Source organism: Sphingobium herbicidovorans, assembly GCF_002080435.1.
Lineage (GTDB): Bacteria > Pseudomonadota > Alphaproteobacteria > Sphingomonadales > Sphingomonadaceae > Sphingobium > Sphingobium herbicidovorans.
The window spans coordinates 1,265,581-1,280,442 of the sequence record NZ_CP020538.1 but is presented as its reverse complement, the minus strand read 5'-3'; the positions used below and the strand labels follow the sequence as shown (position 1 = coordinate 1,280,442).

Below are 14,862 nucleotides of genomic sequence, written 5' to 3'. Positions count from 1 at the left end.
GGGCCAGAGCCGACCTGCCGAGTCCTGGCTTGTCTTTAAAGCACTTCGCTTGCGCGTTCGGGCGGCCGGGCGATGACCGCGCCTTTGTCGGTAATCACGATGGCCCTCTCGATCAGGATCGGGTGCGCCGCCATGGCGTCCAGCACCGCCGCCTCATCCGTCACGTCGAGGCCGATTTCCTTCACCACAGCCTCGCCCTTGCGGAGCGCTTGCGAGGGGCGGACGCCTGCCTTCGCCAGCACCGCTTCGATTTCGGCACGGGTGGGCGGGGTCTTGAGATACTCGACCACCTCGACATCAACCCCTGGCGTTTCCTGAAGAATCGTCAGCGCGGCCCGCGACTTGGAGCAACGAGGATTGTGCCAGATGGTCGCCTTCATGCCCGGTTACCTGCTGTGCTCGATGGGATTGCCGGCCTGATACAGCTCGACTTCCATGTTCGAGAAGAAATATTTGAAATTCCAATAGGCGTAATAGGGGAGCGCCAGCCCAAGCGTGACCACGCACAGCAGAAGCAGGCCGAGCGACATGATGAAATATTCAAGGAAGTGGCCCGTGAAGACGATCTTTCCCTTTTGCATTCCCGTTCCCCCCACTGAACAAATCTGAAAACCCCGGCCCGCTTATTCGTCGCGGGCGAGCCATTCCTCCAGCCACTTGATCGTGTAGTCGCCATTCAGGAACTCCGGGTCCTGCAGCAGCTTCTGGTGAAGGGGGATCGTGGTCTTCATGCCTTCGATCACATATTCCTCCAGCGCGCGGCGCAACCGCATGATCGCCCCTTCGCGGGTGCGGCCATAGACGATCAGCTTGCCGATCATGCTGTCATAATAAGGCGGCACTCTATAGCCCTGATACAGGCCGCTATCGACGCGGACATGCATGCCGCCCGGCACATGATAGCTGGTGACCGTGCCCGGCGACGGGGCGAAGGTCCGGGGATCTTCGGCGTTGATACGGCATTCGATGGCGTGGCCGTTAAACTCGATATCCTGCTGCTCGACCGACAGCGGCTTGCCCTCGGCTACACGGATCTGTTCACGGACCAGGTCGATGCCGGTGATCATCTCGGTCACCGGATGTTCCACCTGCAGGCGGGTGTTCATCTCGATGAAGTAGAATTCGCCATTTTCCCACAGGAACTCGATCGTGCCCGCGCCGCGATAGGCCATGTCGGCCATCGCCTTGCGCACCACTTCGCCCATCTGGTCGCGCTCGGCGGTGGAAAGGACGGGGGAGGGCGCTTCCTCCAGCACCTTCTGGTGGCGGCGCTGGAGCGAACAGTCGCGCTCGCCCAGGTGGATGGCGTTGCCCTTGCCATCGCCGAACACCTGGAATTCGATATGCCGGGGGTTGCCCAGATATTTTTCCATATAGACGGTATCGTCGCCAAAGGCGGCCTTCGCCTCCGAACCCGCCTGCTTCATCAGCGTTTCAAGCTGGTCTTCGGACGGCACGACCTTCATGCCGCGCCCGCCGCCGCCTGATGCCGCCTTGATCAGCACGGGATAGCCGATCTTCGCCGCGACCTCCCTGGCCTCATCGAAGCTCGACAGCGCGCCGTCCGATCCCGGGACCAGCGGCAGGCCCAGCGCACCGGCAGTCCGCTTCGCTTCCACCTTGTCGCCCATGATGCGGATATGTTCGGGCTTGGGACCGACGAAGGCGATGTTGTGCGCCTCCACGATCTCCGCGAACTGCGCGTTTTCCGACAGGAATCCATAGCCCGGATGGATCGCATCCGCGCCGGAGATTTCGGCGGCCGATATGATCGCGGCGATGTTCAGATAGCTGTCCTTGGCCGCGGGCGGGCCGATGCAGATCGCCTCGTCGGCGAGCCGCACATGCATGGCGTCGGCGTCGGCGGTGGAATGGACCGCGACCGTCTTGATGCCCATTTCGTGGCAGGCGCGATGGATGCGGAGCGCGATTTCGCCGCGGTTCGCGATCAGCAGCTTTTCGATGGCCATGGAGTTACGCGGCCTTATTCGATGACGATCAGCGGCTGGTCATATTCGACCGGCTGGCCATTTTCGACCAACACCGCCTTGACCGTGCCCGATGCGGGAGCCGGAATGGCGTTCATGACCTTCATCGCTTCGACGATGACCAGCGTTTCGCCCTGCTTCACGGTCGAACCGATGCTGACGAAGGGCTCCGCGCCCGGCTCGGCGGCCAGATAGGCGGTGCCGACGATCGGCGACCGCACGGCGTTGCCCGACGGCAGCGCAGGTTCAGCAGAGGCGGCGGCAGGCGCAGGCGCTGCGGGCGCGGCCATCGGGGCTGGCGCGTGCATATAGGCGGGTGCGCCGCCGCCGCCGCCGGCCTTGCGCGCGACGCGGATCTTGCGATCGCCGTCCTCTACCTCGATTTCCGTCAGGTTGGTGTCGTCGAGCAGCGCGGCGAGATCCCGCACCAGCTGCACATCCACCTGCATTGCGCCCTTTTCAGCCTTGTCGTTCATTTGAAGTCCCTGGACGGTGAATATCGTTACTGCTGCCCGCGCCTATGCGTATTTGGGGCCAAGCGCAACTTTTGAGCGCCAAAATGACCGGACGCCTACAATTCGAGCGCCGCTTCGAGCGCCAGCATGTAAGACATTGCGCCAAAGCCGGCCACGGTCCCTTTCGCCGCCATGCCGACATAGCTTTTGTGGCGGAATGGTTCGCGCATGTGCGGGTTCGACAGGTGAACCTCGATCACGGGGACGCTGATGCCCTTGATCGCGTCATGCAGGGCGACGGATGTGTGGGTCAGGCCGCCCGGATTGATGATGACGGCATGCGCGCCTTCTTCATGCGCTTCCTGGAGCCAGTCGATCAGATGCCCTTCATGGTTGGACTGGCGGAAATCGACCTCGACATGGGCGCGGGTCGCCGCGTCCTCCATCCGCTCGGCAATATCGTCCAGCGTATCGTAGCCGTAGATTTCCGGTTGGCGGGTGCCCAGCATGTTGAGGTTCGGGCCGTTCAACACATAGATTTTGCGCGCCTCGGCCATGGCAGTCCCCCTTATGGTTGCGAGTGGGGCACTGCCGCCCCTATATGCGCCCTGACCTTTAGCCTTTCGTGTCGCGCCAAGTCGAGACACCTTCTTTGCCGGGAACAAAGCATTGCACGTCGACGGAACCCTATCCATCCGCATCAACGGCGAACATCGCCGCGTGCGCGCGGGCCTCACGCTGGCCCAATTGGCGAGCGAACTGGGGTTCGTGCCTGAAAAGGTGGCGGTGGAGCGGAACCTTGAAGTCGTGCCCCGTTCCACCCTGACGCAGGTGCTGGTGGAGGATGGCGACGAACTGGAAATCGTGCACTTCGTGGGCGGCGGCGATGTGTCGGCGGTCGATGAAGACAGCTGGACCGTGGCGGGCAAGACTTTCCGGTCGCGCCTGATCGTCGGCACCGGCAAATACAAGAATTTCGAGCAGAATGCGGCGGCGGTCCAGGCGTCCGGGGCGGAAATCGTCACCGTCGCTGTGCGGCGCGTCAATGTGTCGGACCCCAACGCGCCGATGCTGACCGACTTCATCGACCCGAAGAAGATCACCTACCTGCCCAACACGGCGGGCTGCTATACCGGCGAGGAGGCGATCCGCACGCTGCGGCTGGCGCGCGAGGCTGGCGGATGGGATCTCGTCAAGCTGGAGGTGCTGGGCGAGGCGCGGACGCTCTATCCCGACATGGTCGAGACGCTGCGCGCGACGGAGATATTGGCCAAGGAAGGCTTCAAGCCGATGGTCTATTGCGTCGATGACCCGATCGCCGCCAAGCGGCTGGAGGATGCGGGCGCGGTGGCGATCATGCCGCTGGGCGCGCCGATCGGGTCCGGCCTCGGCATCCAGAACCGCGTGACGATCCGGCTGATCGTCGAAGGCACGAAGCTGCCGGTGCTGGTCGATGCGGGCGTGGGCACCGCGTCCGAAGCGGCCGAGGCGATGGAGCTGGGCTGTACCGGCGTGCTGATGAACACCGCCATTGCGGAGGCCAAGGACCCGGTGCTGATGGCGGCGGCGATGAAGGCTGGCGTCGAGGCGGGGCGCATGGCCTATCGCGCGGGGCGGATGGGCAAGCGCATGTATGCCGATCCGTCCAGCCCGCTTGCCGGGTTGATCTGAACAGGACTGCCGTTCGTTTCGGGCGCAGTTGAGAGCCGAAATGGATAGGCGGACTGCGCCGGCGGCAAACGGGCTTGTGGTTTTATTTTTTCGCGTGCGCAGCAAATTGACCCTCCGGCTGCTTCCCCCTATGGGCTGGACGCCTTCAGAGGAGGAAAAGCGATGGTCAAGAAGCTGTACCCCGATGCTGCGTCTGCGTTGGAGGGTCTTCTCTTCGATGGGATGCATCTTTGCGCTGGCGGCTTTGGACTTTGCGGAATTCCCGAGCGTTTGATCGACGCGATCCGTGATTCGGGGGTCAAGGACCTCACTATCGCGTCCAACAATGCGGGCATTGACGGCGAAGGGCTGGGCAAGCTGTTGCGCACCCGGCAGGTCAAGAAGATGATCTCTTCCTATGTCGGCGAGAACAAGGAGTTCGAGCGGCAGTATCTTTCAGGTGAACTGGAAGTGGAATTTTGTCCGCAGGGTACGCTGGCGGAGCGTTGCCGTGCAGGCGGCGCAGGTATTCCGGGCTTCTACACCAAGACCGGCGTGGGCACCGCCGTCGCCGAGGGCAAGGAAGTCAAGGTATTCGACGGGCAGGAATATATATTGGAGCGCGGCATTTTCGCCGACGTCGCGATCATCAAGGGCTGGAAGGCCGATGAAAGCGGTAACCTGATCTTCCGCAAGACGGCCCGCAATTTCAACCAGCCGATGGCCACCGCCGCGAAGATCTGCGTCGCCGAAGTCGAGGAGGTCGTGCCCGTTGGCAGCCTTGATCCCGACGCGATCCATTTGCCCGGCATCTATGTGAAGCGCATGATTATCGGCGCGCCATACGACAAGAAAATCGAATTCCGCACTGTTCGCCAGAGGGAGACCGCCTGATGCCTTGGACTCGTGACGAGATGGCCGCGCGGGCGGCGAAGGAGCTGAAGGACGGCTTCTATGTAAACCTGGGCATCGGCATCCCGACGCTGGTGGCGAACCACATTCCCGCTGGCGTCGAAGTGACGTTGCAATCGGAAAACGGCATGCTGGGCATCGGCCCCTTCCCCTATGAAGGCGAGGAGGATGCCGACCTCATCAACGCGGGCAAGCAGACGATCAGCGAGCTGCCCAACAGCGTCTATTTCTCCAGCGCCGACAGCTTCGCCATGATTCGCGGCGGGCATATCGACCTCACCGTGCTGGGCGCGATGGAAGTCGCGGAAAATGGCGACATCGCCAACTGGATGATCCCCGGCAAGATGATCAAGGGCATGGGCGGCGCGATGGACCTTGTCGCGGGCGTCAAGAAGATCATCGTCGTCATGGAGCATACGTCCAAGAGCGGCGATCCCAAGTTCATTCCGGCCTGCACCCTGCCGCTGACGGGCAAGAATGTGGTCGACATGATCGTCACCGACCTTTGCGTGTTCCAGCGTCCCGATCATGACAGCCCGTTCAAGCTTGTCGAACTCGCGCCGGGCGTGACTGCGGAGGAAGTCGCCGCTAAGACCACGGCTCATTATCTGAGCTGAGGAATAGTGGCATGAGCCTGGACGGCGCCTATGACGAAGCCAATGTCTTCGCCCTGATCCTGCAAGGGAAAATTCCTTCGACCAAATTGTATGAGGATGAGCATACATATGCCTTCCTCGACATCCAGCCGCAGTCGAAGGGGCACAGCCTGGTCATTTCCAAATGGTCCAGGGCGCGCAACATCCTGGAAGTAGAGGATGAGGCGCTGGCGCAGGTCATGGCCACGGTGAAGAAGGTCGCCACGGCCACGCGCAAGGCGCTGAACCCTGACGGCATCCATGTCGCGCAGTTCAACGGCGCACCGGCCGGGCAGACCGTCTATCATCTGCATTTCCATATCGTGCCGCGATGGGCGGGCGGGCCGACCGGCTTTTCCGCCCATGCACAAGGCAATTTCGCCGACGCGGCGGCTCTTGAGGCGCTGGCGGAAGAGATTCGTGCCCAGTTCTGATCTGTTTGCTTCAGTCCATGACCGGTCAGTTGCGAACGCACGGGCTTTGACATGGCGCTGAAGCCGTTCAAGGCGCCCGGCGCACGGCTGGCGCTGCGGTCCAAGCCCGCGCGCCAATATTTCTCCGCCGCCGAGGGACGGGCGGAGGTCATCCTTGACATCTCGCGCCTGCTGTCGCGCAGTTTCCATGCCGCGCCGACCGGCATCGACCGGGTCGAATATGTCTATGCGCGCGAATTGCTGGAACGGATGCCCGACAGGCTCGCCTTTGCCGCCGTGCATCCGGCGGGGGGCTATTATGGGCGGCTGAACGAGGCCGCCGTGCGCCAGTTCCTGGCCTTCACGGCGGCGCGGTGGCGTAACAGCACTGCCAAGGATGAGGCGGCGAGCAGGGCGGCGGTCATCAAGCACCTGATCGCGCTGCGTCCGCGCCCGGTGCCGCGCGCCACCCGGCCACGCGTCTATTTGCAGGTGTCGCCCCACCATCTGGACGATCCCGATCAGGTCGGCGCGATCCTGCGCGCGGAAGGCGCGCGTTTCGTGACGCTGGTGCATGATGTCATCCCGCTCACTCACCCTGAATTCGCACGGCCGCAGGGGGCGGAGGAGCATCTGCGCCGGGTGCGGACGATCGATCGCTTCGCCCACGGCATTATCGGCAACAGCCAGGCGACCATCGACGCGCTCGCCCCGCACATGACGCGCGGGCTGGAGGGCAGGCAGCTTTGCGTCGCTCATTTCGGCGCGGACCCGCCCGACCTTTTTGGCGGCGAGAGCCATGCCGTGCCGACGCGGCCCTATTTCGTCTATATCTCGACCATCGAGCCGCGCAAAAATCACCTGCTGCTGCTGAACGTCTGGCGGCGGCTGGTGGAGCGGCTGGGGGACGGTGCGCCGGTGCTGGTGTTGATCGGTCGGCGCGGCTGGGAAAATGAGAATGTCGTCGACATGCTGGAGCGCGCGGAGATATTGCGCGGCCATGTGATCGAGGCGGGCAGCGTGCCCGATACGGAAATGCATGCGCTGGTCGCGGGGGCGCGGGCGATGCTGATGCCGTCTTTCGAGGAGGGCTTCGGTATCCCGGTGATCGAGGCGCTGTCGGTTGGCGTGCCGGTGATCTGCAGCGATATCGTCGCGCACCGGGAAGTGGGCGGAGCGGCGCCGGACTATCTCGACCCGCTCGACGGGCTCGGCTGGATGCGGATGATCGATGCCTATCGCCAGCCGGATTCGCCGGAGCGTGCCGCCCAGATGGCGCGCATCGGCGATTGGCGCGCGCCGCGCTGGTCGGACTATTTCGACGTCATCACCCGGCTGCTGGACGATGTGACGGCTTGCGCCTTCGCTTGACGTCGTTCCGGGGGACGATCATGAAATTCCTGTGCATGTTATGAGTTTACGCCATAACTTTTCCGCTGCGCGCGATGCGGCCTTCATAGGATGAAGGCGCGACCCTTTCTGCGTTCGCCGCCCTTTCCCGGGATAGCGCGGACCGTTGCGGCAGTCAGCATCGTCAACGACGCCGTCCATGATGCGTTGGCAGTGCCCGACAGCCTGCTCGATCAGATCGCGCAGGCGCGTGTTGGCGGAACATTCTGGGGCCATCGGCGCGACGGCGTGAAACTGGTCGCACGTGCTGGCTGCCCGTTCGATGGTCAGGGGCTGGGCCCTGCGGAAATCGCAATCCTTCCCGCGCGCGAGCCTTCCAGACCTGTCGATCCGTGGAGCCTGCTGGCGCAGGCGCGCTCGGTGCACGCCCCTGTGGAGGACGAGCTGGCGATTATTGGCGGCCTGCTGGGCGTGCCGGTGCATGGTCCTGACGGGACCGTGATTGCGCCGGAACGGCTGCGCGATGCAGCAAGGCAGGCGATCGCGGCGGCAACCTATCGCGACTGTTTCAACGGTGCGGTCGCCAGCGCTGAGGATGCTGTGCGGCAACTTGCCGACTGGCGAAGGCATCTCGACGGCAATCGCGACATCGCCGCCGCCAGCGGCATGGCGCTCTGGAAGCGGGAGGCGATGCGGCGGTTCCTGTGGGACGGGGACCGCTCGCCCCCTTCCTTTCCGCTCCAGCGGCATTGCGACGGGCAAGGCGGGCAGGGGGATCGCTGGCGGTCTGGCCCTCGCGCGTTCCTGCCGATCTGCTGGAAGAAGCCCGTGCGAAGGCCGTTCCGATCGCCCGCGTCGAAGATGGTTTCCTACGCTCCAAGGGTCTTGGCGCCGCACTGACGCCGCCGGGCTCTGTGGTGATCGACCGGCAGGGCATCTATTATGATGCGTCACGGCCCAGCGATCTGGAAAGCCTGCTCGCGACCCATGATTTTCCGCCCGCGCTGATCGAACGTGCGCGCCGCCTGCGCGCGGCGATACGGGCGTCGGGCGTGACCAAATATGGCCAGGAAGCGGGCCGTATGTTCGACCTCCCGCCCGGTCGGCGGACCGTATTGGTCGTCGGTCAGGTGGAGGACGACCTGTCGGTGCAGCTGGGCGGGGCGGGGGTCGCGGGCAATCTCGACCTGTTGCAGCGGGTGCGGCAGGCCGAACCCGACGCTCATATCATCTACCGCCCTCATCCCGACGTGCAGGCGGGGCTGCGGCGCGGCCATCTGAGCGATGCGGTGGTGCATCGGCATGCCGACGTCCTGGACACCGGCGCGCCGTTGATGACGCTGGTGCAGGCGGTGGATGCTGTGCATGTTCTGTCGTCACTCACCGGGTTCGAGGCGCTGCTGCGCGACCGGCCAGTGACGGTGCATGGCATGCCATTCTATGCAGGCTGGGGCCTGACGCGTGACCTGGCCGAGCCTAATGGACGGCGCGGGCGCAGCTTGACCATTGACCAGCTTGTCGCCGCGGCCTTGATTCTCTATCCTCGTTATCTGGACCCGGTAACCCGGTTGCCCTGCGGCCCCGAAATCATGGTGGAACGTCTGGGCAGCGGATCGACGTCACCTACTTCATGGCTCATCCGGCTACGGACGCTACAGGGGAAATTGCAAAGATTTATGACATTGTCCGCCGAGTATCTTCATGGCTGACAGCCAGACCAAGACCTTCCTTTTCCTGCAGGGCCCCCACGGACCGTTTTTTGCGATGCTGGCCGACGCACTGCGGATGCGGGGGCATGCAGCGCTGCGGATCAACATCAATGGCGGCGACAAGGTCGATTGGCCGGGGGAAGCGACGGACTATCGCGGCTCCTTTCGCAACTGGCCGCTCTTTTTCGACGATTTCATCGTCCAGCATGGCGTCACCGACCTGATCCTCTATGGCGACTGCCGCCCCTATCATGCGTCTGCGCACAAGATGGCGCGGTTGCGCGGCCTGCGCGTTCACGTGCTGGAGGAAGGCTATATCCGCCCGGACTTCATGACGTTGCAGAAGGATGGCGTGAACGGCAACTCCACCCTGCCGCTCGACCCGCAATGGTATCTGGATCAGGCACGCGATCTGCCGCCTGAAGACGGGCGGGAACCGCAGGTTCCATCGACTTTCCGGCAGCGCGCGGTCAACACCACCCGCAACGGGCTGGCGTCGGCGATTATGTGGCCGGTCTTTCCCTTCTACCGCACCCACCGGCCGCACAGCTTCCTGCTGGAGGCCGCCGGATGGTTGAAGAAGCTGATGCTGCGCAAGAGCGACGTGCGCGCCTCGCGCGACGAATGGGACAAGGTGAAGGACAAGGCTTTCTTCACCCTGCCGCTGCAACTCGATTCCGATTACCAGATCCGTGTCCACTCGCCCTTCGGCAACATGCGCGCGGCACTGCGCTTCGTGATAAAGAGCTTTGCCCGCTATGCGCCGGAAGGCACATCTCTGCTGGTGAAGCGCCATCCGCTCGATTCCGGGCTGGTCGCTTGGGAGCGGCTGACCCGGCGCCTTGCCGCGCGTTATGGCGTGGCAGATCGCGTCTATTATCTGGCTGATCTGGACATTGCCCAGGTGGTGGGGCGCTCACTCGGCGTCATCACGGTCAACAGCACCGTGGGCACGCTGGCGCTCAACAAGGGCAAGCCGGTGTTGGTGCTGGGCCATGCGGTCTACAAGGTGCCGGGCGTCGTCTACAAGGGCACGTTGGACGAGTTCTGGATAGACCCGGGCGCGCCTGACCAGACGCTGTACGCGGCCTTCCGCCGGGTGCTGATCGACCGTTGCCTGATACGCGGGGGCCTGCTCAGCGATCAGGGCCTTGCGATGCTGGTGAGCAATGCGGTCGATCGCCTCTGTGCGGAGCCGCCCTCTGCGGAAGGGGCAGGTCAGGTACGCGTCAGGCGCGGCGCTCTGGCCAGCGTCAGCTGATCGTCGGCAGCCCGGCGCTGCGCAGCGCCTTATTCAGATAGCGGTGAAAGGCGTCGGTGCGGACGGGCGGACGCGCCCTTAACCAGGCGAGCGCGACGACGGGCCGCCACTGGCGCAACGCATCCTCGCCGACGCCGCTTGCCTTGTGATAGGCTTTGCTCAGACAGCGCGCCGCCCAATCGCGCCACAATGTCGTGACCGGATCGGCAGGCCCCTCGCCAAAGCGCATCAGCATTTCGCTTCGCACCGCATCGGCGGCTGGCGCGCCGGTCGCGGCCTTCGCCCAATCGAGGATGACCAGATCGCCGTCGCTGACCAGAATATTGTCGATATGGAAATCGCCATGCAGCAACTGCCCGGCGTCGGGCAGGCGATGCAGATATTCGATAGCCGCCCGCTTGATGGCATCGGGGGCGGGACCATAGTCGATATCGGTCACCAGCACGGACTTGACGCTGCGCAATCCTGACACGGGCTGGCGATGGACGGCGTGGAGCAGGCTCGCCATGTCCCGCAGCAGCCTGGACGCCGACAGCGGCTTCCTGCGGATCGCCGCTGCAACCGACAGGCCGATAATCTCCGGGTAGATCAGGGCTGGCTTCTCCCCGACAGTCGCGCGGATGCGCGGCGCGGCGGTGGGCAGGCGCAGCGATGCCGCCATCCCCGCCGCAGCCATTTCCCGCGCTATCATCTCTTCGGACACGGCATCGTGGAAAATCTTGATGACCTCGCCCCCGCCGATCCTGAACACTTGAGAGCTTTTACCGCGGCCGAGCAGCGTCCAATCGCTTCCTACCTCATCAAACATGCGCTGCGTCATTTCCTTGGGCCTATGGATTTGCCGATCCGCCAATTGATGGTAGCTGCGGCCGACAAGGATTCCAGGAGCTTGCCCCCATGAAAGAGTTGATCGCCTTCGATCTCGACGGAACGCTGGCGGAAAGCAAGCAGCCTCTTGAACAGGACATGGGCGATGCGCTCGCCGATCTGCTGACGGTCGCCCATGTCGCGGTGATTTCGGGCGGCGACTGGCCGCAATTCGACAAGCAGGTCGCCAGCCGCCTTCCGGCCCGCGCGGACCTGTCGCGGCTGTGGCTGATGCCGACCACCGGCACCAAGCTCTATACGCATCGCGACGGCGCATGGTCGCCGGTCTATGCCGAACTGTTCGATGACGGGCAAAAGCAGCAGATTTTCAAGGCCTTCGACGAATCTCTCGAAGCGACCGGCTTCGTTCCCCAGGAAACATGGGGCGAGCGGATCGAGGATCGCGGCAGCCAGATCACCTTTTCCGCATTGGGACAGCAGGCGCCGGTCCGTGCGAAGGAAGGATGGGACCCGGACTTCGCCAAGCGCCGCATCATCCAGGCCGATTTGCGTGAACGCCTGCCGGGCCTGTCGATCAACATGGGCGGCGCAACGTCGATCGACATCACGCGGGAAGGGGTGGACAAGGGCTATGGCTTGAAAAAGCTGCGTGACGCGAGCGGCATTGCGCTGGACGCCACGATGTTCATCGGCGACGCGATCTTTCCCGGCGGCAACGACTATCCGGCCAAGCAGATTGGCCTGGACACCGTGCGCGTGCGCGATCCGCAGGAAACGCTTTCCGTCATCGCCGCCATCGTCGCGTGCCAGAAATGATTCGGCCCGGCTGACGCAGACTTATGGCTATCGTCCGAACGCTTTGCGGTCAGTGCGCGGTCGGCTGTGGCGTGCGCGCCGTGACGGGCGAAGGACGCAGCCTGTCCTACGAAGGCGATCCGGTGCATCCGGCCAGTGGCGGCCTGCTGTGCCCGCAAAGCGATGCGCTCACCGCGATGGCGCCCCTCGATGGGCGGCTGTTTCACCCGATGCTGGCTGGCCAGCGGATCAGCTGGCAGCGGGCGATCGGTCACGCCGCCCGGCGTCTGAAGGATGTTCTCGGCAGGCATGGCCCCGACAGCGTCGCGATGCATGTCGCAGGCAATCTGCTGACCGAAGATTATTATGTCGCCAACAAGCTGATGAAGGGCTTTGTCGGCTCCGCCCATATCGATGGGCCGTGCTGGCGCGATGGTGGCATGGAGGCCGCCTATCGGGCTGGACTTGGTGAAGATGTCGTGCCCGGAAGCTATGAGGATGTGGAACGGGCCGACCTGATCCTTGCCGTGGGCGCATCCACGCTGCTGCGGCATCCGGTGCTGGTTGATCGCATTCGGACGGCGCGTGAGCAGGGGAATGCCAGGCTCATCCTGCTGACCGATGGGGAGGATGCGCCGGCAGTTGCGGCGGATCTGCACCTGCCCATCGCGCCGGGCAGCGCCGCCGCACTGCTGTCTGGCCTGCTGCTGCACGGCCATGACAGCGGTCTGCTGGCGGCTGATTTTATGTCGCGCCATGTGACGGTGTCGGAGGATTTCTGGACCCGCTTGCGGTCCGATCATGATCTCTGGTCGGTGGGCCGGCGCTGCGGACTGGCCCCTGCCGACGTCCGCGCCTTCTACGATATGTTCGCCTCAACGCGGCGCGTAGTGACGCTATACGGTCCGGCCGAGGACGAGGAGCATGATCAGCGCCTGCCCCAGGCGATCCTGAACCTGCATCTGGCGATGGGCTGGATCGGAACCCCCGGCGCCGCGCCGGTCGGCATCGCCCGCTCGCCCAATGCGATGGGCGCGCGTGAAGTGGGGTGCGACAGCGGACAACTCGCCGCGCATCGGGACTTTTCAACCGACTCCATCGCTCAGGCCGCCCGCTTCTGGGGCGCGCATCGGATGGCGGAGCAGCCCGGCCTGACCGGCGCGGCGCTGGTGGAAGCGATCGAGGATGGACGGATCAGGCTGCTATGGCTGTTGGGCGGACTGCCGCCCGTGGGCCACCCGCTGCGCGCGGCGTTGCCCAAGGCGCCCTTTGTCATCCTGTCGACGCCTTGGCTTGAGCCGGGCCTGCCGCTTGAGGGCATGCTGGCGCTACCTTCGCCCGTCTGGATCGAAAAGGACGGCACGATTACGGGCGCTGACCGGCTGATCAGCCGCCAACGCCGCCTTTTCCCCCTGCCCGGTGAAGCAAGGCCGGACTGGTGGAGCCTGACCCAGGTCGCGCGGTCGATGGGATGGCATGACGCCTTTCACTATGAGCGGCCCGCCGAAATCTATCGTGAACATGCCCGGCTGACCGCTTACCGGAATGAGGGCGAAAGGCTGCTGAACCTGCGTCGCCATGCGCCGATCTCAAACCCGGCTTATGATGAACTGACGCCATGGCGCTGGGGCGAGTTGCCCTTTGACGGCGGGCATTTCCTTACCCCTGACGGCAAGGCACGGCTGCTGCTTTAACCGCCCCGCGCGATGCCCTTCAGGTGATGGAGCAGCAGGTCGCCATTCGCTTCCCAGGTGAAACGCAGCGCCGTGTCGCGCACTGCTTCCCGTTCGGGCGGGTTCGTCAGGATGTCGCCGATGGCCGTCACGATGGCGTCCGGGTCCCGATCTACGATATGGCCCGCTTCCGGCCGGTCGAGCAGTTCGCGCGCTCCGCCTACATCCGTGATGACGATCGGCGTGCCGCAGGCGAGCGATTCGACCCAGGCATTGGCCAGCCCTTCGGACGAGGAGGGCAGGGCCATGACATCGGCGGCGGCGTAGATGCGCGGCAGCCGGTCGTGCGGAACCGACCCCAGAAAGCCTATGCGCCGATCGACGCCCAGTTCCTCCGCCTGTTTTTCCAGCGCGCGGCGATATTGCCCCTGTCCCGCGAACAGCAGCGTGACGCCCGGCAGGCGGGGAAGCGCCTGCACCAGCAATTCCTGGCCCTTGCGCGGGATAAGCGCACCGACGCATAGGATCACCGGCCCTTCAAATCCCAACGCTTCCTTGGCGCTCGCGCGATCGGCTATCTCGAAGCGGTCCAGATCGACGCCGGTATAATGGACGCGGATTTTTTCGGCATCCATGCCCATCTTGATCATCGACCGGCGCATCGCGCTGGATACCGCCAGCAGGCCGGACGCGCCGTCCCCAGCTCGCTTGACCAGGCCGCGCGTGTCCCTGCGCCTGCCCCAATAATGGATGTCCGCGCCGCGCGCCTTGACCGAATAGGGAATGCCAAGCGCCCGCGACAGACGCTGCGCCACCGGCCCATCGGGGAAGAAGAAGCTGGCGTCGATGACGTCGAAAGGCTGCTGTTCGTGCAGATGCCGGACCAGCGGCAATATGGCCCCCGTCATGTTGCGCACGTTCATGCGCGCGCCGATCTTGGGAATGGTGGAAAAAATCGGGCGATAGACGGTCAGGTCCTGCCATCTTTCCTTGCGCGGCAGGGCGCGGAGGGCGGCATAGTGACTGGAAAGGCCGATCGGCCAGATGGGGACGCCCAGCGGCGCTATGACCGTCACCGTCACATCGGGGCGGCTGGCTAGCTCGCGGGCTTGGCGCTCGACGAACACCCCGAAATTGGGCCGGCTCATGTCCGGAAAGAGCGTCGATAGCGTAAGGACATTCAGCGTCATGCC

The 14,862-nt window shown here is 64.2% G+C and carries 17 protein-coding genes; 10 read left to right on the top strand and 7 right to left on the bottom strand.

Features of this window, described 5'->3' with window-relative positions; all coding sequences use genetic code 11:
- Positions 1–35: 35 nt before the first annotated feature.
- From arsC to aroQ, 5 genes are all read right to left on the bottom strand, one after another.
- Positions 36–380 (bottom strand): arsenate reductase (glutaredoxin), encoded by a 345-nt coding sequence (arsC, locus tag B6S01_RS06240; protein WP_037464713.1) that lies wholly within the window; start codon positions 378–380, stop codon positions 36–38.
- Between the two features lie 6 nt (positions 381–386).
- Positions 387–581, bottom strand: coding sequence for a hypothetical protein (locus B6S01_RS06235; RefSeq protein ID WP_037464716.1), 195 nt, complete (start codon positions 579–581; stop codon positions 387–389).
- Positions 582–623: 42 nt separating this feature from the next.
- Complete coding sequence (accC, locus tag B6S01_RS06230; RefSeq protein ID WP_037464719.1) at positions 624–1,970, bottom strand: acetyl-CoA carboxylase biotin carboxylase subunit; 1,347 nt, start codon at positions 1,968–1,970, stop codon at positions 624–626.
- Positions 1,971–1,984: 14 nt separating this feature from the next.
- Complete coding sequence (gene accB, locus B6S01_RS06225; RefSeq protein WP_037464721.1) at positions 1,985–2,464, bottom strand: acetyl-CoA carboxylase biotin carboxyl carrier protein; 480 nt, start codon at positions 2,462–2,464, stop codon at positions 1,985–1,987.
- Between the two features lie 95 nt (positions 2,465–2,559).
- Complete coding sequence (gene aroQ, locus B6S01_RS06220) at positions 2,560–3,000, bottom strand: type II 3-dehydroquinate dehydratase (RefSeq protein WP_037464724.1); 441 nt, start codon at positions 2,998–3,000, stop codon at positions 2,560–2,562.
- A gap of 112 nt (positions 3,001–3,112) precedes the next feature.
- Here aroQ and thiS point away from each other — a divergent pair, with 112 nt between their 5' ends.
- The 8 genes from thiS (at position 3,113) to B6S01_RS06185 (ending at position 10,373) form a co-directional block, all read left to right on the top strand.
- Positions 3,113–4,114 (top strand): sulfur carrier protein ThiS, encoded by a 1,002-nt coding sequence (gene thiS, locus B6S01_RS06215; RefSeq protein ID WP_081570305.1) that lies wholly within the window; start codon positions 3,113–3,115, stop codon positions 4,112–4,114.
- A gap of 162 nt (positions 4,115–4,276) precedes the next feature.
- Complete coding sequence (locus B6S01_RS06210) at positions 4,277–4,987, top strand: CoA transferase subunit A (RefSeq protein WP_037464726.1); 711 nt, start codon at positions 4,277–4,279, stop codon at positions 4,985–4,987.
- On the top strand, positions 4,987–5,622 hold the full coding sequence (locus tag B6S01_RS06205) for a CoA transferase subunit B (protein WP_037464729.1): 636 nt from the start codon (positions 4,987–4,989) through the stop codon (positions 5,620–5,622). The genes B6S01_RS06210 and B6S01_RS06205 overlap by 1 nt, the downstream gene beginning before the upstream one ends.
- An 11-nt stretch (positions 5,623–5,633) precedes the next feature.
- Positions 5,634–6,074 (top strand): HIT family protein, encoded by a 441-nt coding sequence (locus B6S01_RS06200; protein WP_037464732.1) that lies wholly within the window; start codon positions 5,634–5,636, stop codon positions 6,072–6,074.
- A 51-nt stretch (positions 6,075–6,125) separates the two neighbouring features.
- Positions 6,126–7,424, top strand: coding sequence for a glycosyltransferase family 4 protein (locus B6S01_RS06195; protein WP_037464735.1), 1,299 nt, complete (start codon positions 6,126–6,128; stop codon positions 7,422–7,424).
- Between the two features lie 90 nt (positions 7,425–7,514).
- The gene (locus B6S01_RS22000) at positions 7,515–8,303 is read left to right on the top strand and encodes a hypothetical protein (protein ID WP_322788861.1); all 789 of its coding nucleotides are present in this window, start codon (positions 7,515–7,517) and stop codon (positions 8,301–8,303) included.
- Complete coding sequence (locus tag B6S01_RS21995) at positions 8,216–9,112, top strand: capsular polysaccharide export protein, LipB/KpsS family (RefSeq protein ID WP_322788862.1); 897 nt, start codon at positions 8,216–8,218, stop codon at positions 9,110–9,112. Before B6S01_RS22000 ends, B6S01_RS21995 begins: the two co-directional genes overlap by 88 nt.
- A complete protein-coding gene (locus tag B6S01_RS06185) occupies positions 9,105–10,373 on the top strand; it encodes a capsule biosynthesis protein (RefSeq protein WP_051908217.1) in 1,269 nt (422 codons plus the stop codon). Before B6S01_RS21995 ends, B6S01_RS06185 begins: the two co-directional genes overlap by 8 nt.
- Here B6S01_RS06185 and B6S01_RS06180 read toward each other — a convergent pair.
- Positions 10,366–11,181 (bottom strand): phosphotransferase family protein, encoded by an 816-nt coding sequence (locus B6S01_RS06180; RefSeq protein ID WP_037465212.1) that lies wholly within the window; start codon positions 11,179–11,181, stop codon positions 10,366–10,368. The genes B6S01_RS06185 and B6S01_RS06180 overlap by 8 nt on opposite strands.
- Positions 11,182–11,270: 89 nt before the next feature.
- Here B6S01_RS06180 and B6S01_RS06175 point away from each other — a divergent pair, with 89 nt between their 5' ends.
- Complete coding sequence (locus B6S01_RS06175) at positions 11,271–12,017, top strand: HAD-IIB family hydrolase (protein WP_037464740.1); 747 nt, start codon at positions 11,271–11,273, stop codon at positions 12,015–12,017.
- Between the two features lie 23 nt (positions 12,018–12,040).
- The gene (locus B6S01_RS06170; RefSeq protein ID WP_037464742.1) at positions 12,041–13,690 is read left to right on the top strand and encodes a molybdopterin-dependent oxidoreductase; all 1,650 of its coding nucleotides are present in this window, start codon (positions 12,041–12,043) and stop codon (positions 13,688–13,690) included.
- Here B6S01_RS06170 and B6S01_RS06165 read toward each other — a convergent pair.
- Positions 13,687–14,859: a glycosyltransferase gene (locus tag B6S01_RS06165; RefSeq protein WP_037464745.1), complete on the bottom strand. Its 1,173-nt coding sequence runs from the start codon at positions 14,857–14,859 to the stop codon at positions 13,687–13,689. The genes B6S01_RS06170 and B6S01_RS06165 overlap by 4 nt on opposite strands.
- Between the last annotated feature and the right edge of the window lie 3 nt (positions 14,860–14,862).